The sequence below is a fragment of the Mycoplasmopsis alligatoris A21JP2 genome (assembly GCF_000178375.1).
Classification (GTDB): Bacteria; Bacillota_I; Bacilli_A; order Mycoplasmatales; family Metamycoplasmataceae; genus Mycoplasmopsis; species Mycoplasmopsis alligatoris.
Genome location: NZ_ADNC01000027.1, coordinates 134,192 through 155,481, shown reverse-complemented (window position 1 = coordinate 155,481; position 21,290 = coordinate 134,192). Strand labels below are relative to the sequence as shown.

Genomic DNA, 21,290 nt, shown 5'->3' with positions numbered 1-21,290 from the left:
AAAAGCAAAATAAAAATGTGGAAAACATTTCCACACATTATTTTTTTATTTTTACTTAGTTGCACTAATCACAACTATTTCGCCTTTATCAGATTCAAAACTATTATTTTCAATTTTGTACCCTGAATTGTAAACAATTTTAACGTTTTTTAGGTTGTTTTTTAAGCTAAAACTTGTTGCAGAAAGCCCATAAGTATAGACTATTACCAATACTTGTCCTTCCTTATTTTCTCTTGCAATAATAGTTGATCTAGTTGCGTCTTCTCCTTCTAAATAGTCTAATGGATTTTTAACAAATTCTGGATTTTGCTCTGAAATTCATGGGAATTGTTTTTTAATTTCTATGGCTTTTTTAACTATATTATAGGTAGATAAAGGATTTTTAAGAGCTTGTTCAACAGTGGTTTCGACTTTTGAATCATTTAATTTTATTAAATCATTTTTTGATTTTGCTTCATCAAAAGCAATAACTTTTGAAGCATCTTCTCAATTAAACGGTTCTCTTAGATTAGGATCAGTTTTTTTAGACGCATGCAAGTCTAATTCATCACCATGAAAAATTGTTGGATCACCCGGTCTTAGAACTAATTGGAAAAGAGCGGCTTGTAAAGTACTTTTAAAAATATCATTTAGTTTTTGTTCAGTTTTAAAAGGAATATTTAGTGTTGAACGATAATTGTTAATTCAGCGATTAACATCATGATTGTCTAAAAATGGCATTCATTTTTGATTATTATTACTTTCTTTTATAAAGTTTAGTATTCCTTTTTCTTGGTCTGGTGAAATTGCTAGTGAGGATCCGTCTTTTCAATGAGCGCCATCTATAACAGAGTTAAGAGCTATTTTGTCATTAGATTTTAAGTACTTTAAGCTCTCTTGTGGACTTTTTCATCATTCACCAAACATATTTATTTTGTTAGAAAATCTTTCTTTTTCAGTCATTACTGATTCGGTTGCTTCACGCAATTCAGCTAAAATTTTAGCTGTTTTAGTTCCGTCATTATCCATAGGTTCAAAATGATTTTGGCCAAACATTCCACCATCTCAATAATGATAAAATGCATCATATCTAAATCCATCAACTCCTAATTTAGCTCAAAACTTTTGAACGTTTTTTAATTCTTCTCTAAGTTTTGGATTATCTAAATTTAAATCAGGCATTCATGTACTAAAAGCAGCTACATAATGACGATTTGTTGGTTGAATATTAGGATCATCATTTTGAGTGTACTTGCGAATGTTTCCATCATCAACTCCATAAGCGCTTTTTAAACCATGATCGCTTGGCATAAAACGATAAAATCCTTCATAGTCTTTATTTCCTTTTAGCGCTTCTTGAAATCAAGGGTGTTCAAAAGAAGTGTGATTAAAAACCATATCCAAGTAAACTCTTATTCCTTTTTGGTGAGCAACTTTTAAAAATTCTTTAAAAGCTTCCATCCCACCTAGTTCTTTGGCTACATCCGTATAATCTATAATGTCGTAACCGTGATAAGAACTTGAAGGGTGAATAGGCGATAAATAAAGTTGATCAATTCCTAAATTAGTAAAGTAATCAATATTATTTTTTAAACCAATAAAGTCTCCTATTCCATCGCCATTTCCATCTGCAAAAGCATAAACTAAAAGTTGATAATTTACGTTCGATGGTTGAATTTCTTTATTAAATGGAGCAATAAATTTAGCTTCATTTGCCAATTTTTCATAGCTTAAAACTTTAGAATCAGCTCAATATTTTTCACTTCCTCAGCTGTTAAATTCTTTGTTTACTTTTTCTTTGTTTTTAATTGTTTCCTCCTCAGTTTTTTTCGAGTCATTATTTACATCTTTTTTTACAGATGAACAAGACATTAAAAAAATTATAGGGCTAATAATTGCTCCTAAAAATCCTAATGAAAATTTAAGTAATTTTTTTGAAGTATTTTTTTTCATAATAAAATTATAAACATGTATTTGTTATTTTTTAATTTGTTAAAAAAAGCCTAAAATAGGCTCTTAAATTATACTAATGAAAACTCTTGGTGTTTAATATTAAAGTGGTCTGGGTGAATTACATAACGAGCAGCAAATGAAATACTTTCTAAGTCGTAACCAAATAAGTAAATAACAACTAACTTTTCACAACCATACATATTTACAGTTTCGTACTTTAATTCATAAACCGTGTTATTAACACCGTTTTTAGAAATAAGTTGATCTATTAAAGATTTATTAATGTCAAAACCTAAGTCAAAATATTTTTTTAAAATGAAACATTGGGCAAAGCCAATTTCTTTTTCATCTTTATCATAGGTCTTTTCGTAATAAACATCCTCTTCAAAAACTATGTTTCTATCATACAATCATTGGCGATTTTCTGTTTCTTTTAAAACACCATTATGTTTTTGTGCACCAATTATGTAAGAAATTGGTTTGATTAAATTATGAAAATTCTCTGCAACAAAGTGCCCTCTTTTAGTAATTGAATAAACAGCACCAAGCGCTTCAAGACGATGATAAGCTGAAACCACTATGCTTCTTGAACAATCAAAACGCAACATCAGCGCGTGTTCGGAAGGCATTATTTTATTAGTTGGAACCTTTTTTGTTCTTATTAAATCCATCAAATAAATGATTATTTGTTGGGTTTTATTATTAATAGTTTTACTCATTTTTCTATTATACTTTATTTAAATTTGTATGGTCAAGATTTTTAAATAAAATAAAAAATAAATAATCAAAATTTTCAGTTTTTAATCATTGTTTTTACTGTATTTTGAGTATTTATTTTTTTTAATTTTTATGGTTTTTAAAACCATTGTAAATTCACCTTTTATAGAATCTTTTTCCTTAAAAATATTCAATAATTCTTGCGCACTTCCGCGATAATGTTCTTCATGTAATTTAGTTAATTCTTTACCTAAAAAAACATCAGCATTTTGTGCAAATACACTATCAATATCTTCAAGCGTTCCTAAAAGTTTGTGTGGTGAAACAAAGAAAATATGCGCTTGTTCATCAAGAGAATTTAACTGATTAATTCTTTGTTGAGTTTTATCTTTTATGAAACCGTGAAATGTAAAAGTATTGCTAAAAGAGGAAAGAGTAAAGGCACAAATACTTGCGCTAACTCCTGGAATTAATTCAAATTTTACATTAGATTTTATAGCTTGTCTTATCAGTTCAAAACCAGGATCAGAAACAACAGGCATTCCAGCATCAGAGACAAGAGCAACTTTTAAATTATTCTCTTCAATAAGTTTTAAAATTCCTTTAGCACCATTTCCTTCGTTAAAATTATTATAAGTAATTAGTTTTTTACCAGAAATTTCAAAATGATTCAGTAGCTTTAAAGTAACTCTAGTATCTTCACAGGCAATTACATCTACTTCTTTTAAAATTCTTAACGCTCTTAATGTTATGTCTTCTAGATTTCCAATCGGAGTTCCAACTATAAATAATTTAGTCATAATATCCCATTAGTTTTTCTAAAAGCACTTCTTTTTGCAACATAAAAGATGCATTTGAATCAATGTTGGTTATAAAATTATTAACATCATAAATGAATGAATTTAACTTGAGTACAGTGTTTTTAGGTAAATTAAATTCTTTTTTATTTAGTTTTTTAATAACTCTTAATTCTTCTTGATTTTGACTACTTGTGATTAAAAGTTTAAATAAATAACAAAGAGTTTTTAATATAAAAATATTTTGTTCTTTTGTGTCTAAATTAAGATGCAACGTTAAAAATATATAAAGTTTATATCTATTAACTCATGATTTATCAACGGTATCGATTAAATCATAAACTATCTTTTTCATATTATCACTTATACAATCATGAGCTTGCATTTCATCAGAAAAAGCATTTGAAAGTGCTAGAGAAAATTGTCTTGATCTAGTTAATGATAAAAACTTTGTGTACTTTACATCAAATGAATCAGAAAAAACGTTAATTAACATTGAACGAGACTTTACTGTGGGTAAAACTCGCGAAACATTATTTGTAGAAAGTAAAATTAAAGTATTTTTTATAGGCTCTTCGATAATTTTAAGAACTGAATTTATAGCATTTATTGAACATAATTCTACATTTTTTATAATTACAATTTTGTATTTATTTAACTGCTGTATAGTTGAATCTATATTTTCAAAAGCGTCTAAAATCTCTTCCTTTTTAATCATTTTACCTTTGTTAATTTCAACATAAAAAATATTACTTTGCTCTTCAAAACTTAAAGTTTCTAAATTAGTTTTATTTGCTGCATTAACAAAATATAATAAAGCATCATCAACATTAGAATTATTGATGCTATTAAATAAATAACAATGAGCCACCTTGTTATTTTCAAAAATTTTGTCTATTACTTTAGTTAGTTGATTATTAAGCATTTTGAATAAATTCCTTAAATTTTTTATGAGCTAACAACTTTTGATTTACTTGCTCTAAAACTTCATCAATAGATTTAGAAGCATCAACAATAATGAAACGATCTGATTTTTCTTTTTCTATTATTTTTAAATATCCACCATAAACTTTATTATGAAAAGCTTCAGTTTCATCATCCATTCTGTCATGCACTAAACGGTTTGCTAATCTTCTTTTTTTAGAATCAGCTGGATTGATATCAAAAAATATTGTTATATCTGGCATAGTTTTATCAATAACTAATTTTGTCAACTCTTCTACATATTCAACACCTAATGAACGAGCATAACCTTGGTAAGCATAAAAACTATCAACATAACGATCACACAAAACCAAATGATTATTTTCAAGAGCTGGTCAAATAACAGATTCTAGGTGAATTCTACGACTTGCAGAATATAAAAGCGCTTCTGTAACTGAAGAAAGTTGGGATTTTTTATCAAGTATTATTTCTCTGATTTTTTCAGCTTCTACAATATCTTTTCCTCCCGGTTCACGAGTTAATACGTATTTTAAATTTGGAAATTTTTCGAGAATATTTTCTAAAAATTTCTCAATTATTGTAGTTTTACCACTACCATCTAAACCTTCAAAAGTTATAAACATTTTTACTTCCTTCTATTTTCTATCGATTGTTTTATTGTTATTTTATCTATGTAATCCAAACTAGCACCAACTGGTACACCAATTGAAATACTTGTAGCATTTATTTTTTTACTAGTTAAATATTTTTTTAAGTATTCATTAGTGATAGCACCTTCTAGAGTAGGACTAATTGCAAGTATCACTTCTTCAAAATTTTTTCCATATTCAGCTAATTCATAGGCATATTTTTCTATTTTCTCGTTAAAGTTTTTTATGTTTAGAAGCTCTTTAAAAACAAAGTATTTACCATTATAAATTTCTTCTTTTTCCATTTTTTTTATAATGTTAAAATGTTCTACTACTAGTAAAACATTGTCTCTATCTTCATCTAAACAAATATTACAAACTCCAGATGCAGTTAAATTTCCGCATCTCTTGCACTCCTTAACTTCATTTTTTAAAGTTTTAATTGAATTTAAAAGAGTCTCAACATCTTTAATGTCAGACTGTATTACTCAACTAAGAATTCTTTCAGCTTGTTTTTTGCTTATACCATCAACTCTTTTTAATAATTCAATTATCTTTTCAATTGAATCATATTCGTTCATTATTAGAAAGGAAGTCCCCCGGGCATTTGAGGAGATAATACACTATCTTCTTCTTCGCTAACAGTTGTAATAGCTTCATTTAAAGCAACTACTAATAAATCTTCTAAAAGTTCTACATCTTCAGGATCAACTAAAGCTGCATCAACTTTTATTGATTTAATTTCTTTGCTTCCTAACATAGTGATTTTAATTCCTTGTTTTTCAAATTTAAATTCTTTTTTAGCAAATTCATTTTGTTTTTTTGTAAGTTCTTCTTGCATCTTACGCATTTTTTTAATCATTTCCATTCCCATGGTTATCTCCTTTTATTTTTTAATAAATGATATATTTGAGCCAAATATTTTTTGTAAATCTTCTTGTTCTGAAGACTCTTTTTCTAAAACTGGTAGACCAATATCTTTAGACTCAAAAACGTGGCCGCTTGCTCTTAACTCTTTATATTTAGCAACTGCTTCTTTGTACAATTCTTTTGAAACAGTTATTATGGTTCTTGGACCACCGTAAAATTCTTTGAAATATTCTTGTAATCACTGAGTATTTCTTTTGTCTTGAATTTCTTTAAGTTGAGGTAAACTTTGTTTGTAAATTACTAAAAAGTTTTTATTTGCACAAAGTATTTTTACGTCTCCAAGTAATGAAATTTGTTTTATTAATGCCTCATTATCCATTGATGTGTATGAAGCAGTATCGTTATATCCTTGATATAGTCTAATTACTTCTTGTTTTGATAAACATAGTGCATTTAATATTTCATCAACGGTGTGAATGTCGCTATATTCTAAAACTACTTCAGCTGGTTTTATGTCAACTTCCTCTGTTCCATAGCCAAATAAGGAATTTTTAGGACCTTCGTCATATTCATTTTTAGTTACTTTACTTAAGTCTATTTCTTGAGTATTGTAAACTGGATTAGAATCTGAATAAGCAGAGATATCAACTTCTTGCGTTGTTGTAACATCTTTTGTTAAATCATCTTCATCAGCATTTATTTCATTATTATCAATAGTTAATTCGGTTGTATTATGTATCGCATTTTCTACTTGTGACATTATTTGATCACTATTTTTAATTCGAACTTCTGCGGTACTAAATTGAGATTTTTCTTCTTTTTTACTTAAAAACTTTTCAGTTTCATTTTGAGTTATATCATTACTAAAAAATTCTTTTATAAGTGTAGTTCCATTAGCAACTATATCGTTATGATCCACATCTTCTTCAGGTTTTGTTTGAACCTGATGCATTTTATCTTTTCTTTTTTGCTCTTCTATTTCGTTTTCGGCAAAATTCACTTGGAATAAATTAACTTGACTAGTTTCTGAAACGTGATCCATAGGTGTCTGTGAAAAAAATTGTTTTTCAGGAGCTTTTTCTTGAATTGTCGACTGAACAAAAAGTTCTTGAGTTTTTTCTTTAATTTCTTCTTTGTTTAATTGCTCTTTTACTTGAATTTCTTGAGTTCTAACTATTTTGAATTCCTCATCAAATAAGTTTTCTTTTGTAAGTGTTGATTTAAGTGGAGCAGGAGTAGAGTCTAAAGTAACATTTTGATTAAATTCGGGTTTTTTAACTTCTTGAGTTTTTTCTAAAGGTTCTGAATTCATAAAAGAACTTGAAACAACAGGTTTTTCTTGATGAACATAAACAGATTCAACTGGCTTAGAAGCAGGTTGACTTTGCATTGTATTTAAAATATTTGCAAATGGCGCAGATTTTGTGCTTTGTTCTTTTGAAGCATTTAAAAATTTTATTAAACCAAATTCAATTAGTTGATAAGGCGATACAGCTTTTGTTAGATCTTTTAATAAATTGTATAAATTTTGTGTGTATTCAAGAGCATAATCAAGTGTAATATTTAAAGTTTTTAAAAGGTCTAATTGTACTACTTCTAAAAGAGATGCATCTTTAGTTTTGTATAAAATTATTCAGTCCTTTAAAACATTTATTAGCCCTTGAACAAATTGAATTGGGTCAATGCCACCATCTCTTATTTGAGCAAATAATTGAATAATTTCTTTAGCATTATTTTTGTAAGAATGATTAATTATTTCGATTAAATTCTCATTTGAAGTAATTCCAAATGAGTACATAATATCAACTAGTCTAATTTTCCCTAATCCATATGCAGCAGCTTGATCAGCTATAGAAAGAGCATCTCTAAGTCCTCCTGCAGCTAATCTTGCAATATAACTAATTGCATTTTTTTCGTAATTAATTGCTTCAGCTTCTAAAACATCTTCAAGAGTTTTAGCTAAAATGTTTGTTGGTATTCTTCTAAAATTAAATCTTTGTGCTCTAGAAAGAATAGTCAATGGAATTTTTTGTGGATCTGTAGTTGCTAAAATAAAAATTGCATGTGCAGGTGGTTCTTCAAGTGTTTTTAATAGAGCATTAAAAGCTCCCTTTGAAAGCATGTGAACCTCATCTATTATGTAAATTTTATATCTACCCATTGTTGGTAAATGTTCAACTTTTTCTTTTAAATCACGAATTTCATCAACACCATTATTTGATGCTGCATCCATTTCAACAACGTCAATACTTGTTTTAATTTGTCTAAAACAATCATCACAAGCTCTTGTAATGTTTTCATCATGCATGCAATTTAAGACATTAGCAAATATTCTTGCAACTGATGTTTTTCCAACTCCCCGAGGGCCACTAAAAACGTATGCATGCCCAATTTTTCTGCTAGAAATAATGTTTTTTAAAGTAACAATTATGTGTTCTTGACCTCTAACCTCATCAAAGCTAGATGGTCTATATTTTCTGTATAATGCTTGGTAACTCATCTTACTCCTTATTTATGTATATATTTTAAATTATTAAGTAAATATTTAAAAAATAAAGTTAAAAAACATTTAAAAAGACAAGAGTCATTCCAACTTTTGTCTTTTTTATTTTTTATTAAAATTCAACTATTTTAGTATTGTATTTGATTTGTTATCTTTGTGTTTTTTAAACATAAATGTTCCATAATAAATTACGTATCCAACTAGGATAAAGGCAATATAGGAAACTATTTGAATAGTGTTTTGACTTGTTCAAGCAACTCCAGATATATTAGGAATTGCTCATAAAAGTATTAATGTTAGTCCAATGATAATTCCAAGTCAGTAAATAACTAGTTCTCAAATTTTAATATTTCCAATTAATTTTTTATTATTCATAAATAAAACAATAATTGTTGTTGAAATATACTGAATCAAGAAAGCTGCTGTACCTAATTCTAAAACTGTTTGAAAGGCATCTTGTTGATTAATTAAACGAGGAATTAAGTTAAAAATTATCATAGAAGCAAAAGTAATAATTAAGTTTGCTACTATAGCATAGGAAAATTCGCCATTTTTGTTTTCTTTAGCAAGTAATTTTGGAAAGTATCCGTCTTGCGCTAAAACTACTAAAATTCTTGCATTTATAACTCCGCCCATAATGATTCCGCTAGCTCTATTAAAAAATAGACCAATTGCAAATAAAGCAATTCCAATTGCTGGAAGACCTTTTGCATAGATGTTTAAAAATAGATTATTACTTGTTAATAGGTTTGTTGGTAAATTTAAGAAAATTACATAAACGGTAAAATAAGAGGCAAATACAATAAAGAAAATAATCATTAAAACTTTTCTTAAATTAATTTTGTCTGAATCTTTTCCAATTGAAACTAAACCTTCTAAACCACCGAATGCATATAAGAAACTAATTGCAACACCCGCTATAGAATAGGCAGATATGTCTTTTGGAACGGTAGTAATATTATCAATAAAATATGCATGTTGACCTTCTTTAAAAATCAGTTCAACTACTAAAATTAAAGCTATAAAGATAACTACAAATTTTAGTGCTCCTGTTATAAAGGCTAACGGTTTAGAAATATGTAGTCCAAGAGCGGAAATTACATAAAGTCCTATAAAAATAAAAACGGATATTAGTGAAACTAAAAGTTCATAATTTTGCCATTCAGGTTTAGCTACAAAAATTATTTGTGTAAAAAATAATGGTGATGCTGCTGATAAAATAGGACCTTGAATATAGGCGTTTCAACCAAAATAAAAACTTGTTCTTTTTGAAAAAACTTTTCTAGAATAAGAATAAGTTGAACCAATTTCATCAGGATAATATTTTGCTGCACGAGAAAATGTTAAAGCAACCATAACAGAAATTAAAGTTATTAAAATAAAAACAATTGAACCAGCTCACCCGTTTTTTATAACGTTAGAAATAGTTGCAATAAAACCAAACCCAACTATATAGTTAAGTCCATATAATATAAATTGTCGTTCATTAAATTTCTTAGTCATTTCATCTCCCCAAAAAGCAAAAAATCATTATTTAAGTATAATAATACACTAAAATGAACTTTTTGCAAAAAAATAGTTAATTTAATTTCTTTAAAAGATACAAAAAAAGATCATTATGATCTTATTCTGATTTAATTGTTTTTCTAACTGGTTCAGGTTTTTTAATTAACTCTCACCAAGATTTTCTAAAATATTCTGCATGTTGAGATTTTTGAAATCTAAATACTCATTTTCCATTTTCTTCTTTGTTGAAGTAAATGTAATCTTGAAGTAGTAAAAAAGCTGTTCCAATAAGTAAATATAAAGAACCAAAAATAATAAATGTAAAGACGTTGAATGGTCAGTGGCTTAGCACACCAAACATATTTGATAAGTTATTTACATCATCTTTTCCTGTGTAGAAATAATTTGATTTTCAATATGGAGAAGTTGAATAAGTATAACTAATTCAGTTTATAAAGAATACACTTATTAAAATTCCAGTAAATAAACCATAAGAAATTAACATATCTTTAACACTGAATTTCATAGGTTTAATAATCAATATAACTAATGGCGCTAAAATTGCAAAACCATGTGCTAATAAATAATCGATAAAGAAGAAGTTGTCTCATCCTAAATAAAAACTAACAACATCTCCAGGACCTTTATCCACCCCGTTAAAGATTGCGTTTTCAATAAAAGTATAATTAAACTTAAAGTCTGGATATAGAAGTGCAACTAATCCACCACCAATTTGTACGATTGAAATATATTTTAAGTATTCTGATTTTTTGAATATTAAAACAAATGCTGTTAAAAATAAAGTTAATCTACATAAATGAAGAGGAATTATTTCTCACATGTTTGGATAGTTTCTTGAAATAAGCATTACTATTCTTAAAATTGCAAATAGTAAAATTCCAGCTCCAACTATTTGTAAAGTTAAAGTTTCATTTTTCTTAAATCATGATTGACTATTGTCATATGATGTCTTTATTTGCCTTTTGAATAGTCAAATAAGTAAAAAAGCTAAAATAAATAAACCCGATAATAAGTAAAATACTGCTGGTGTAACACCATCTTGTCAATAAGCCGTATTACCGGTCCAAGAAAAGAATCCTTTTTCTAAAAATTTATAATTTGTATTGTTCATAATGATAAGTATAATAAAAAAAAGAGCTTTTTAAACAAAATTATTTGCTTTGTTTTTCAGCTCTTCTTCTTTCTCTAGCTAATTCTAAAGATAATTTATGCGCTCTTTTTAGAGCTTTTTCTTTGTTTTTTTGTCTAACAATTCTTCTCATATTTTCCTTTATGGTTTTTTTATATTCGTTTTAAATCGAACTTGTTTTATTATATTTTATTTTTAAATATTTAAAATAAATTAATTATAATAATTATAAGTGTTTTTGATTTACTTTAAATGCTTAACTAAAGGAGAATGATGCCAAAAAAGAACAATATTCCAGAAATCAAATATGAAATTGTAGAAACCTTAGGAAAAATTTCAGAACCTATTAAAGGTTGAACAAAAGAAATTAACTTAGTAAGTTGAAATGGATTAGAACCTAAATATGATATTCGTGATTGAAACGAAGATCACTCAAAAATGGGAAAAGGTATAACCTTATCAAAAACTGAAATGAAAAATCTTATTGATCTTGTCAAAAAATAATATTTGAAGCTCTACGGAGCTTTTTTTCAAGGTTTTATAACCGATATTTGTATAATATAAACATGTTAAATTTGTTAGAAAAAAGAATGAGTAAGGCATTATCAAAAATGTCAAAAAAAACAGTCCTTAAAGAGGAAGATTTAGTTGAAGTTATTCGTGAAATTAAAATGTCACTTTTAGAAGCTGACGTTAATTTAAAAGTAGTTAAAGACTTTATTAGTAACGTTAAAACTAAAGCTCTTGAGGCAGAATTAATCGGAAAATTAAATCCATCACAACAATTTATTAAAATAGTTCATGAAGAACTTATTAGAGTTTTAGGAAACAAAGTAGTTGAGCTTAAAATTGAAAAAAAACCGTATGTAATAATGATGATAGGGTTGCAAGGTTCAGGAAAAACAACAGCAACAACAAAACTTTCATACTACTTTAGAAAGAAACATGCTATTGAAAAACCTTTAGTGGTTGCTGCAGACATTTATCGTCCAGCTGCTGTAGATCAATTAGTAACACTTGCTAAATCAATTCAAGTAGACTATTATGAAGAAGGTGTTAAAAATAGTGCCGAAAACATAGTAACAAATGGGCTTAAAAAGGCTCATGAAAACAAAAATGATTTAGTTATTATCGATACAGCTGGTCGTTTAGCAATTGATGAAAATTTAGTTGTTGAATTAGAAAACATTAAAAAAATAGCAAAACCAGATGAAATTTTATTTGTTGCTGATGCATTAAGTGGACAAGATATTATTAACGTTGCTCAAACATTCCATGATAGATTAAAATTAACCGGAAGCATTATAACCAAATTAGATTCGGATGCTAGAGGTGGAGCTGCTTTATCTATTAGACAAGTTTTAAACTTACCAATCAGATTTATTGGTACAGGAGAAAAAGTTTCAAATCTTGATTTATTTTATCCAGATCGTATGGCTGATAGAATTTTAGGAATGGGTGATGTTTTATCACTTATTGAAAAAGCTGGTGATGTAATCGATGAAAAACAAGCCGGAAAAATGATTAACAAAATGTTTTCAGGTAACTTTACAATTGACGATTTAATGGAGCAATTAAAGCAAATTAAAAAGTTAGGTAAATTCTCAAAAATTTTAAAAATGATGCCTGGCGGTTTGGCAAACAAAATTAATGATGATCAAATTGATAAAGCTGAAGAAAAAATGAGATTGTTTGAAATTTTAATTTCTTCAATGACAAAAGAAGAAAGAAAAAATCCAAAACTTCTTAAACATGCATCTAGAAAAAATAGAATTATCAAAGGTAGCGGAAGAAGTGCTCAAGAGTACAACAAATTAATCACAGAGTTTGAAATGATGTCAAAAAGAATGAATGAAATGTCAAGTAAAATGAAAAACGGTGGATTTGGTTCAGGATTTGGCGGATTATTCTAATATAAAAAAATACTTACTAGTCTATAAACAAGGCTAATAAGTATTTTTTTATATTCTATCTACTCTTTCATCAAATTCTTCTTTTGATAATTCATGTTCGGATTTAATAATGTGGATTGTTTCTTCATTTTTTGAAATTTCTAATTCTAGTTTACTTTTTTCATTTGAAATATTAAAAAATGATTGAATAGAAACTATAAAAGTAACTACTACAGTTATAACAGCTATGGCAACAAATAAAGCCATTAATTGAACTGGATAAATATTGAATCTAATTGCAAACAAGTTCAAAATTATACTTAGTGCTGAAATAATTAACGATAAAAGTGATAGTGAAACAAAAGTATATCTAACTCTTTTATATTTTTTATTAGCATTTAAATAAATTTCGTTTGCTGCTTTTTCAAGGTCATTTAAGTTTTTATGCATTGTATGTTCCTTTTTAATCATTATCCTGGTCAACCAATGATAATTTGTTGTTTAAAATGTTTTCACTTCTATATCTATCAATATTTACTATTTGTATACATCTACGATATAGTCGATATTCTTTTTCTCTTTGATTCAATTCTTTATAGTGCAAATCACCAGAAGTGTATAACATGTGTTCAATTTTTAATTTTCCAAAAGTAACTTTTACTTCACCAAAACGTTTGTTTATGGCAAAGAATGAAATAATTCCTGATAAAAGTGCTAAAGCAGCATTTATTAAATAAGTCAAAATTACATAATTACTGTTATCGTTTAAATAAGTAACGTATGGATTTTCAACTCCCTCAGGGTAAAATTTTGATGCCCCAGCTAAAAATACAGAAGCGATTATCCCTGTAAACAAGGTGGATACAATTGTTATTAAATTTAAAATGTAGTAAAACACACCATAAAATATTAAAGCTCTTTTAACGCTTTTATAGTAGTCTTGAAAAAGTGAGAAACCTGATTTTAAATTCATTATTTTTCATTCCTTAAGTGTGATTTAATAACTGCCATTATTTCGTATTTTTCCTTCTTGTTTAATTTTTTGTATAAATTGTTTACACATTTTTTCATTTCTTTTTCACTCATGTATCCATATGAATATTTAATGTATAAGTTTTCAATAGAGTTTTTAATTCTTAAATATCTAGTATCTTTCATATTTCTTTTGTATATTTCAAGAAATATAGTCAAGAAAAACTGAAAAATTATTAAGATTGTTAAAACTAAGATTAATAAAAGTGATACGTTTTTATATCAACTTGTATCATTTAATTCCTTAATAATTCCAGTTAAAATATGTAGAGCATAGCAAGCGATTCCTATTATAACTAAGTTCAATATGGTAATTGCTGCGCCCATAAATTTATCTAGAAAAGAATAAATTCTAAGTAAAATTTTGTCTTTACTTATTCTTTTTTCAAGTATATTAATTATTTTTTCCATAAGATAATTTTATTATAAAAAGCATTTATTATTTACCAATTATTTAAGGTTTATTTTTTAAAAATAAATTCATTTTACCTTGTTTTAAGTTAAAAAATAGTCAAAAACAAATAGGAATTTAGAAATTAACATAAAAACTAAAAAAATTACTAATTAAAATAAGTATTTTCAACATAAATTATTAATTTATAAAAATATATTCATTCTTAATATAATAAAAATAAGGAATTAACCATTTTTGTTTTTTCCTAAGAAAGTAAGGTTAAAATGAAAACAAAAAAAGCTTTAAATAACAGCAGAAGCTTACATGATTACTTTGAAGTTTTAGAAAAATTATCACAAAAAAATAGAATACTATTTTACGGAATAATTTTTATATGGTTCATAGTTTTAATACCATTGGGCTTTATAATTTTCTTGTTAATTGTGGCTGCTGCACAAAATTTTAGCAACTCAGAAGAGCTTTTTACAGTTAAGACTAAGATTACTGTTTTTATTGTTTCGTGTTCGTTGGGAGTGTTACTTATTTATCCTTTTGTTTATTCAATAAATAGATTAATGATATTAAACAATTTACAATTCAACAAATATCGAGCCTTAAAAAATTTAAAAATTCATTATTACTTAACGTTTAAAAAATATGAAGTAAATCAAATAACAAGATTGCTTGAATTAAAAAATATAGCAAGTAACGAGTTAAAAGTAATAAAACATTTCGATCAAAAAAGTGAAATTTCTAAACTGAATAATCATTTAATAACAACATTAAACAAGTTCAATAAAAATAATTTATCAGTACAAAATGATTTTGATGATATTGAATTTTGATTGAGTAAAAATCATTTTTTAACAAATAAGAAGTGTGAAAACGCAATTAAATACTTATTGATTAGCCGTTCTTTTAAAAAGATTTTCCAAAAGGATGCTCAAGAATTTTCAATTACAAATCAAGAACAATTGTTAGTTTTAAGTACTTATTTAGAAACACATAAGCCAGATAACGAAGCTAATTTATGAGTTTATAAAACTCTATCTCACTTAAGAAACAATGCCGAATTTAATAAATTTTTAAATGATATAAATAGTGTTTCTGGAAATATTTCATGACTTTTTGAAATGGAAACAAAAAAAATAATATTTCTTGAGTACACCGATGAAAGATTAAGAATTAAAATTGATAAAGATCTTTTAAACGATTACAAAAATAAAATTTTAAGTAATTGTAAAAATAAATGAATATTAAACTGTATAAATAATTTTGACAAACAAATGACACAAGAAAATGGATATGTAGATCACAAATCGTTAATTCTTTTGGAGCTAGCAAAGAGGTCTTATGCAAACAAATAAAAAATTCTTAATACCAACTATTTTTATTTACTTATTTCTTGTTGTATCAGTTACTCTTTCCATTTTTGCAAAAATTAATTTCAATATTTTTATGATTCAATTAAATGCAATTTTATGAATATTGATATTTGCTTTTTATATTCATTATTATTTTTTATCAAACAGAAGTTATTCATCGAGATGAATTAAATTGTCTCAGTTTGTAATAATTATTTTGTCGATATTCTTATCATTGATAGTAATCTTAACAATAATGGCTTTTAGTTTAAGCGTTAATCCATATATAATGTTTGACATAATATTTAGTTTTTGAATTATTTTTACTATAGTAACTGGCTCATTAGTTGCAATCCAATCTTTAATTTATTTACGTACTGCAAACAAATATACATTTAAATAAAAATTAAAAGCATAATTAATTTTGATTATGTCTTTAATTTTTTAAAGAAATTTATATAATTATTATAGTTTTATAAAAAAACTCTAAAAATGCACTAAAAAAGTAAAAAGTTAATTTTTTAATAAAAAAAGTTCTTTTTTTACATTTTTTGGTATACTTATTACATAACAAAGGAGAAAATATGTTACACGAAGTTAAAAAAGAAAGTCTAGGAAAAGGGTTAGAATCAGGAACAAAATTATTAGTATTTTATGCTTCATGATGTGGACCTTGCCGTATGTATAAATCTTCATTAGAAGATGTGAGTTCAAAAGATGGTGTTGATGTATACAGAGTAAACATTGACGAAGACAAAGCTTTTGCTACAGAAATGGGAGTTTCTTCAATCCCTGCTACATTTATCTACAAAGATGGTCAAGTAGTAAAACATTTTGCTGGATACCGTCCATACGAACAATTATTAAGCGAATTAAAATAATTTTAGACTTTATTAATGCCCTATAAGGGCATTTTTTATATAAAAAAAGACCATTTAGGTCTTTAAATTATTTATAAGGAATAATGTGAATATGAGTTTGAAAAACTCTTTGTCCGGCTTCATAACCATTATTTATTACAAGTTTAAAAGCAGGAATTCCTTTATCTAAAACTTCTCTTTTGGCTAGTTCACGGGCTTTTTGGAAAGCGTAAATAATAACATCGTCAGAATTTTTCATCATATTTTCTGCTTCTTGCTTAGGAACTACAAGAAAATGACCTTCTTGTTCTGGAAAAGCATCCATAAACGCAATAACTTTATCATCTTCATAAATTATTTTAGCAGGTAATTCTCTTTTTATGATTTTAGCAAAAACGTTATCTGACATTATAATAGTTCTGATCCTTTAAGTTCTTCTAAAATTACTGGATCAGTTACTTTTAATTTATAACCAAGTTTTAAAAATCCTGATTTAGCTGTATCATAGAGAGTTTTGTCACTTAACATAAATAAATACGCTAGTCTACTTAAATTTTTTGCATAGATAGTATTGTCAAAAGATAATACTGTACTTGTAATTGCTTTGCCATCTTTATCTTTAGTTTCAACTTTTTTTCCTATTGGTAAAATTAAGTTTAAATAAGTAACTGAAAGTTCATTTGTTTTAGCATTATATAGAGGAATTGGTCTTGATAATTCGTTAGTTCCATTTTTTAAATGAATTAAGCTTTTATCTTCACTATTTGAAAAGAACCCGTATAAAGCTTCCTTAGTAGCAAGTTTTAATTTATCAGTATCCATTTCTAAACCATATTTACTAATTGAATCAGGTGTAAGTCCTTTGTATCCACCTAATTTAGCTTCAATTGCTGAATTATCACTAAAAAGTAAATTTTTGTGCGCTACAACTGCTTGATCATATGTTGAAGATAATAATTTTGAATAATCTTCAATGCTTGAAATTGTTTTATTTTTTTCTGAAAATAAATCAGTTATGTCTTTAGAAACATATTCTCATTTTTGTACATAATTTTTTGATAAAGCATAAGCTAACAAATTGTACTGATTTACATCATAATTAGGTTTATTTTTAGCAAAATCATCATGCATTTTTAATAGTAATGATTCATCTTTAACTTCAAAATACTTATTAACTAATAATAATTTATTTATATCAAACGATAAATCTGTTGATTGATTTTTAAAAATAATATTAAATTGACTTTCATTTGGTGCTTGTTTAGTAATTGATGCTAAATTAGCAACTTCTGATTTTGTAAAAATACCTTTACTTGATCAGTCAGATAATTGTTTTAAATAAAACAATTCATCTGTAGCCAAACTAAATTCGGAAAAAGTATTAAAAGCTGATAATGCATCTTTATAATATTGTGAATTCTTATTTGCAAACTCTTCTTGTAAACTTTTATCTGTTACATTATAAAGTTTTTTAAGTACTTGTTCAACTCAAATTTTATTAGCAACTGTTTTTGCTTTTCCACTTTTGAACAAGTCATTTTGTTTAATTAATTCTGCAGAATCTTCATTTCTTCCACAAGAAACAGCTAAAACTGAAGGAGCAATAAATGCAGCACTAATAGCTGATAAAAATAATTTTTTTCTTTTCATTTTGTCTCCTATTTTAATTTGAACTCTTTTAGAATTCTATCTAAAATTTCATCTTTTGCTGGCCTTGCAGAAAGGGCTGTTGTTCCTTTTGATTTATTATAGTCAATATAGAATTGACCATCTTTAAATGCAAAATTATATGAAGTTTTTGTATTAATTAAACCTTTAATTCAATTTTGTGCTTTTTCTAAAGCGTTGTATGAAGCCATTTTTAGCTCACCAGCTTGAATTGACACTGCTGAATTTGTTAATTCAACAATGTCAGCGTCTGTGTAGTTTGCTCCTTTTTCTTCAGCGTAAATATTAACTTGTGATTTTAAATATTCTTGGAATGATTTATCTTTTAAAGTTAATTCTATTATTGAGTTTCTATTTGATAGTGATGCATTTAAAATATTTAAAGTTTTAAAGTAATCAGGTTTTCCTTGTGACAAGTTGATTAAATCAGCTTTTAATAATTTTAAGAATTTTTCTTTTGAATCAACTTTTCTATTGCTTAATAAAGTAATTCCAGCTTGTGAAATAACTGCTTTTATTCCATTAGCACCTGTAACATTATAAGCAAAAGATAATAAGTTTTGGTTATTAACATTTTTTACAAATAATTTTCTGTAGTTTTCGCCTATGGTTAAGTTAAATTCGTCAGGTTTCATTTGTGATAAATGAGTTTTAATAATTCTGTTTAATTCAGTTGTTTTATCAGCTAATTCATTTAGTGATTTAGAGTCAGTTGGTGTAGTTTTTAACTTTTCTTCTAAAGATTTTATTTCTTTATCTAATTTATCTACAGCTGTTTTAGTTTCTCCAACAAAACTAATTTTAAATAAGTCCTCTAAATTAACTTCAGGCAATTTATGTGAATTTGCTTCAAACAAATCAGAAACAATCGACATTGAAAGTGAAACATTATCATTTTTAAATAATCCGGTTAAACTTGTTACTCCAGTCGATCCTAAGTTTTTCTTTAATTCATCTGGATCAGTAGATAATGTTTGTAAGTAGTTTTCAAAAATAGCTTTATCCTTATTTTTCTGATCATTTGCGTCTAAAACATAATCTTCAATGTTTTTGAATTTAGAAACAAGTGAACCATTTAAAACGACTTTATTGTCAATAATTGAGTATAAAGCAAAATTAGTAAATTTATCTTTATCTACAGTTCAAGGTGAACTAAGTAAAGTAGGAGGAGTACCTGGAATTGTAAACATACTTGTTACATATGGTGTGTTTGTTTTTAAGAATTCATCAATAAAAGTGTCAACACTTCATTTTTGAGGATTAAAACTTTTAGTTTTTAAAGTAATAATTGATTCAGAATTAGCAACTTCAAAATAGTTTTTATCTTTTATAAATTCTTTAAATACTTTTTCACCTTTTTTAACTAAAATGATTGGTTGTTCATTTGCATCTAAAACTTTATTTCCGTCTTTGTCTAATTCAAAAATATCTGATGAAGCGACTCTGTTTATATCTTTTTTAGTTTTAAACAATGAGTCTTTTGAGTTTTCTAATTGGAATGATCTTAAAGCATCACTTTGAATGTCTTTAAACACTAAAAATTCAATTGCTTGTTCTTCAGTTGAACTTTTACCATACTCTTCACCTGCTAAAAGTGTTTTAAATTGTTTTTCTCAATTTTCAAAACCATAGTTATTTTGTGTAGTTCTTTTTAAATCGTTTACTTTGTCTTTTTGTAGTTTTCTTACTTCGTCAATTGTTTTTAAAGCAATATTATTATTTTCTGCTTCTCCAATTTGTCTAGAAAAGTTTCAAAATGTTTGGAATTTTGCAGATGCTTTTTGTTCAGCTTCATAAAGATAAAAAATAACTTTTTTGTAAAGCTCTTCATTCTTTTCTTTAATCTTTAAGTCTTCAGTTTTTAATGAATTAGTTAATTCTTCAACACTGATTGAAACTTTTTCACCCTTATCATCAACAAATTCGATTATTTGGTCGCTAGCATCTCTTGGGTCTTTGTAATTTACTTTTACTGTGTTAATTACAAGAGGTATTGTTATAGCTGAAGTAACTACTAATGCAAGTGCTCCTAAAGTTACTCAAACCTTGATATTTCTTTTCTTTTTATGACTAATCGGCTTTTTACTTTCCTCATGCGAGGCATTCATTTCAGTCAATTTTTCAAAAAATGATTTACGTTCTTTTGCCATCTTGTTCCTTTATTTTAAATTAGTATTTTAATTAATATGTATTATAAAGCATTATTTTTTATATCTTAATAAGTTTAAATTATAATTATTTCATGTTAAACAAGATAAATAACCAAGCCATTTTAGCTTTTGACAAGCTTGCAAAAGAAAATTACACAATCTATTCACTTAGCGGGCAAGGACTAAGTGATACAGTTACAAATAAAAATATTTCAACAAATGAAAGTTTAAAAATAGCATTAAAATTTAATGATTTCATTCGCTTTAAAGCTGAATATCCAAATAATTTTTTCTACTCTAATTACCTTAATGATGGTACTTATTTACCTTATTTTAAGTACAATAATGAAAAAGTGATAATTCAAATTTTGGTACCAACAAACGATGAAACATACAAAAAAGTAAATAAGAAAAAATTATATACTATGTTAACCAATGAACCTGTTAGATTTGATTATTTTATTAAAGATAAATCAATTTCAATAGGTTATGTTGTAGATTCAATCTATAACAAAAAACCTGAGTTTTGAATTTTGCTTGATGATGTAGTAAATAATTATTTAAAAGAAATTGATTATATAAATTTTGATAGATATGAAACAATCGAAATTGAAGGGCATAAATATCCTTATTTAGATGAAATAATTAAGGCCTATAACAAAAAAACATAGAAATTTTTCAAAAAAAATAAATAATAAAAAATTATGGAAATGAAATAGCGTTTCCATAATTTTTATGTGAATTAAGTAAAAAGCTTAAATTCACTAGTTAAATTATAAGAAATCAATCTTTTTGTACAAAATTTATGTTTTTTTACTTAAAAAACAAAAAATTTCCATATTCATTTTTTTATGAAACTTTTAAAGTAAAAACATAATATT

The 21,290-nt window shown here is 26.2% G+C and carries 22 protein-coding genes; 6 read left to right on the top strand and 16 right to left on the bottom strand.

Annotated features, from left to right (window positions below; genetic code table 4):
* Positions 1 to 51: 51 nt before the first annotated feature.
* The 10 genes from MALL_RS03290 to MALL_RS03245 all read right to left on the bottom strand — a co-directional run bounded on the left by MALL_RS03290 (position 52) and on the right by MALL_RS03245 (position 11,031).
* Positions 52 to 1,932, bottom strand: a complete 1,881-nt coding sequence (locus MALL_RS03290; protein ID WP_005683918.1) for an alpha-amylase family glycosyl hydrolase — start codon at positions 1,930 to 1,932, stop codon at positions 52 to 54.
* Positions 1,933 to 2,000: 68 nt separating this feature from the next.
* On the bottom strand, positions 2,001 to 2,651 hold the full coding sequence (locus tag MALL_RS03285; protein ID WP_040545615.1) for a winged helix-turn-helix domain-containing protein: 651 nt from the start codon (positions 2,649 to 2,651) through the stop codon (positions 2,001 to 2,003).
* Positions 2,652 to 2,732: 81 nt separating this feature from the next.
* Positions 2,733 to 3,449: a 16S rRNA (cytidine(1402)-2'-O)-methyltransferase gene (gene rsmI / locus MALL_RS03280; RefSeq protein WP_005683820.1), complete on the bottom strand. Its 717-nt coding sequence runs from the start codon at positions 3,447 to 3,449 to the stop codon at positions 2,733 to 2,735.
* On the bottom strand, positions 3,442 to 4,371 hold the full coding sequence (locus MALL_RS03275; RefSeq protein ID WP_005683736.1) for a DNA polymerase III subunit delta: 930 nt from the start codon (positions 4,369 to 4,371) through the stop codon (positions 3,442 to 3,444). The genes rsmI and MALL_RS03275 overlap by 8 nt, the downstream gene beginning before the upstream one ends.
* The gene (gene tmk, locus MALL_RS03270; protein WP_005683968.1) at positions 4,364 to 5,014 is read right to left on the bottom strand and encodes a dTMP kinase; all 651 of its coding nucleotides are present in this window, start codon (positions 5,012 to 5,014) and stop codon (positions 4,364 to 4,366) included. The genes MALL_RS03275 and tmk overlap by 8 nt, the downstream gene beginning before the upstream one ends.
* 2 nt (positions 5,015 to 5,016) lie before the next feature.
* Positions 5,017 to 5,601: a toprim domain-containing protein gene (locus MALL_RS03265; protein ID WP_005683911.1), complete on the bottom strand. Its 585-nt coding sequence runs from the start codon at positions 5,599 to 5,601 to the stop codon at positions 5,017 to 5,019.
* 2 nt (positions 5,602 to 5,603) lie between these two features.
* Positions 5,604 to 5,894 (bottom strand): YbaB/EbfC family nucleoid-associated protein, encoded by a 291-nt coding sequence (locus tag MALL_RS03260; protein ID WP_005683915.1) that lies wholly within the window; start codon positions 5,892 to 5,894, stop codon positions 5,604 to 5,606.
* A gap of 12 nt (positions 5,895 to 5,906) precedes the next feature.
* A complete protein-coding gene (gene dnaX, locus MALL_RS04295; RefSeq protein WP_005683964.1) occupies positions 5,907 to 8,390 on the bottom strand; it encodes a DNA polymerase III subunit gamma/tau in 2,484 nt (827 codons plus the stop codon).
* 126 nt (positions 8,391 to 8,516) lie between these two features.
* Positions 8,517 to 9,896 carry an APC family permease gene (locus MALL_RS03250; RefSeq protein WP_005683720.1) on the bottom strand — a complete coding sequence of 460 codons (1,380 nt, stop codon included), beginning with the start codon at positions 9,894 to 9,896 and terminating at the stop codon, positions 8,517 to 8,519.
* 121 nt (positions 9,897 to 10,017) lie between these two features.
* On the bottom strand, positions 10,018 to 11,031 hold the full coding sequence (locus MALL_RS03245) for a YwaF family protein (RefSeq protein ID WP_005683822.1): 1,014 nt from the start codon (positions 11,029 to 11,031) through the stop codon (positions 10,018 to 10,020).
* A gap of 291 nt (positions 11,032 to 11,322) precedes the next feature.
* On the opposite strand from MALL_RS03245, the gene MALL_RS03235 reads away from it, so the two are divergent.
* Entirely contained in the window at positions 11,323 to 11,553 is a 231-nt protein-coding gene (locus MALL_RS03235) for a YdbC family protein (RefSeq protein ID WP_005684000.1), read from the top strand.
* A 62-nt stretch (positions 11,554 to 11,615) separates the two neighbouring features.
* Positions 11,616 to 12,962 (top strand): signal recognition particle protein, encoded by a 1,347-nt coding sequence (gene ffh / locus MALL_RS03230; RefSeq protein WP_005683786.1) that lies wholly within the window; start codon positions 11,616 to 11,618, stop codon positions 12,960 to 12,962.
* Positions 12,963 to 13,010: 48 nt separating this feature from the next.
* Here ffh and MALL_RS03225 read toward each other — a convergent pair whose 3' ends face one another.
* Genes MALL_RS03225 through MALL_RS03215 form a run of 3 tightly spaced genes read right to left on the bottom strand, consistent with a single transcriptional unit; the run spans position 13,011 to position 14,384 of the window.
* Positions 13,011 to 13,391: a hypothetical protein gene (locus MALL_RS03225; RefSeq protein WP_005683901.1), complete on the bottom strand. Its 381-nt coding sequence runs from the start codon at positions 13,389 to 13,391 to the stop codon at positions 13,011 to 13,013.
* A gap of 13 nt (positions 13,392 to 13,404) precedes the next feature.
* Positions 13,405 to 13,914 (bottom strand): DUF4231 domain-containing protein, encoded by a 510-nt coding sequence (locus MALL_RS03220; RefSeq protein ID WP_005683826.1) that lies wholly within the window; start codon positions 13,912 to 13,914, stop codon positions 13,405 to 13,407.
* Positions 13,914 to 14,384 (bottom strand): hypothetical protein, encoded by a 471-nt coding sequence (locus tag MALL_RS03215; protein ID WP_005683785.1) that lies wholly within the window; start codon positions 14,382 to 14,384, stop codon positions 13,914 to 13,916. Before MALL_RS03215 ends, MALL_RS03220 begins: the two co-directional genes overlap by 1 nt.
* Positions 14,385 to 14,651: 267 nt before the next feature.
* On the opposite strand from MALL_RS03215, the gene MALL_RS03210 reads away from it, so the two are divergent.
* The 3 genes from MALL_RS03210 (at position 14,652) to MALL_RS03200 (ending at position 16,612) form a co-directional block, all read left to right on the top strand.
* Positions 14,652 to 15,734, top strand: a complete 1,083-nt coding sequence (locus MALL_RS03210; RefSeq protein WP_040545610.1) for a hypothetical protein — start codon at positions 14,652 to 14,654, stop codon at positions 15,732 to 15,734.
* On the top strand, positions 15,721 to 16,134 hold the full coding sequence (locus MALL_RS03205; RefSeq protein ID WP_040545608.1) for a hypothetical protein: 414 nt from the start codon (positions 15,721 to 15,723) through the stop codon (positions 16,132 to 16,134). The genes MALL_RS03210 and MALL_RS03205 overlap by 14 nt, the downstream gene beginning before the upstream one ends.
* Positions 16,135 to 16,315: 181 nt before the next feature.
* On the top strand, positions 16,316 to 16,612 hold the full coding sequence (locus tag MALL_RS03200) for a thioredoxin family protein (protein WP_005683798.1): 297 nt from the start codon (positions 16,316 to 16,318) through the stop codon (positions 16,610 to 16,612).
* A 67-nt stretch (positions 16,613 to 16,679) separates the two neighbouring features.
* On the opposite strand, the gene hinT is transcribed toward MALL_RS03200, so the two are convergent.
* From hinT to MALL_RS03185, 3 genes are read right to left on the bottom strand one after another with little or no spacing between them, the layout of a single operon-like run.
* The gene (hinT, locus tag MALL_RS03195; protein ID WP_005683750.1) at positions 16,680 to 17,000 is read right to left on the bottom strand and encodes a histidine triad protein HinT; all 321 of its coding nucleotides are present in this window, start codon (positions 16,998 to 17,000) and stop codon (positions 16,680 to 16,682) included.
* Positions 17,000 to 18,241 carry a HinT-interacting membrane complex lipoprotein P60 gene (locus tag MALL_RS03190; protein WP_005683971.1) on the bottom strand — a complete coding sequence of 414 codons (1,242 nt, stop codon included), beginning with the start codon at positions 18,239 to 18,241 and terminating at the stop codon, positions 17,000 to 17,002. The genes hinT and MALL_RS03190 overlap by 1 nt, the downstream gene beginning before the upstream one ends.
* An 8-nt stretch (positions 18,242 to 18,249) precedes the next feature.
* Complete coding sequence (locus tag MALL_RS03185; RefSeq protein WP_005683933.1) at positions 18,250 to 20,409, bottom strand: HinT-interacting membrane complex protein P80; 2,160 nt, start codon at positions 20,407 to 20,409, stop codon at positions 18,250 to 18,252.
* A 92-nt stretch (positions 20,410 to 20,501) separates the two neighbouring features.
* Between MALL_RS03185 and MALL_RS03180 the strand changes: the two genes are divergently transcribed.
* Positions 20,502 to 21,080, top strand: coding sequence for a hypothetical protein (locus MALL_RS03180; protein ID WP_005683988.1), 579 nt, complete (start codon positions 20,502 to 20,504; stop codon positions 21,078 to 21,080).
* Positions 21,081 to 21,290: the final 210 nt, after the last annotated feature.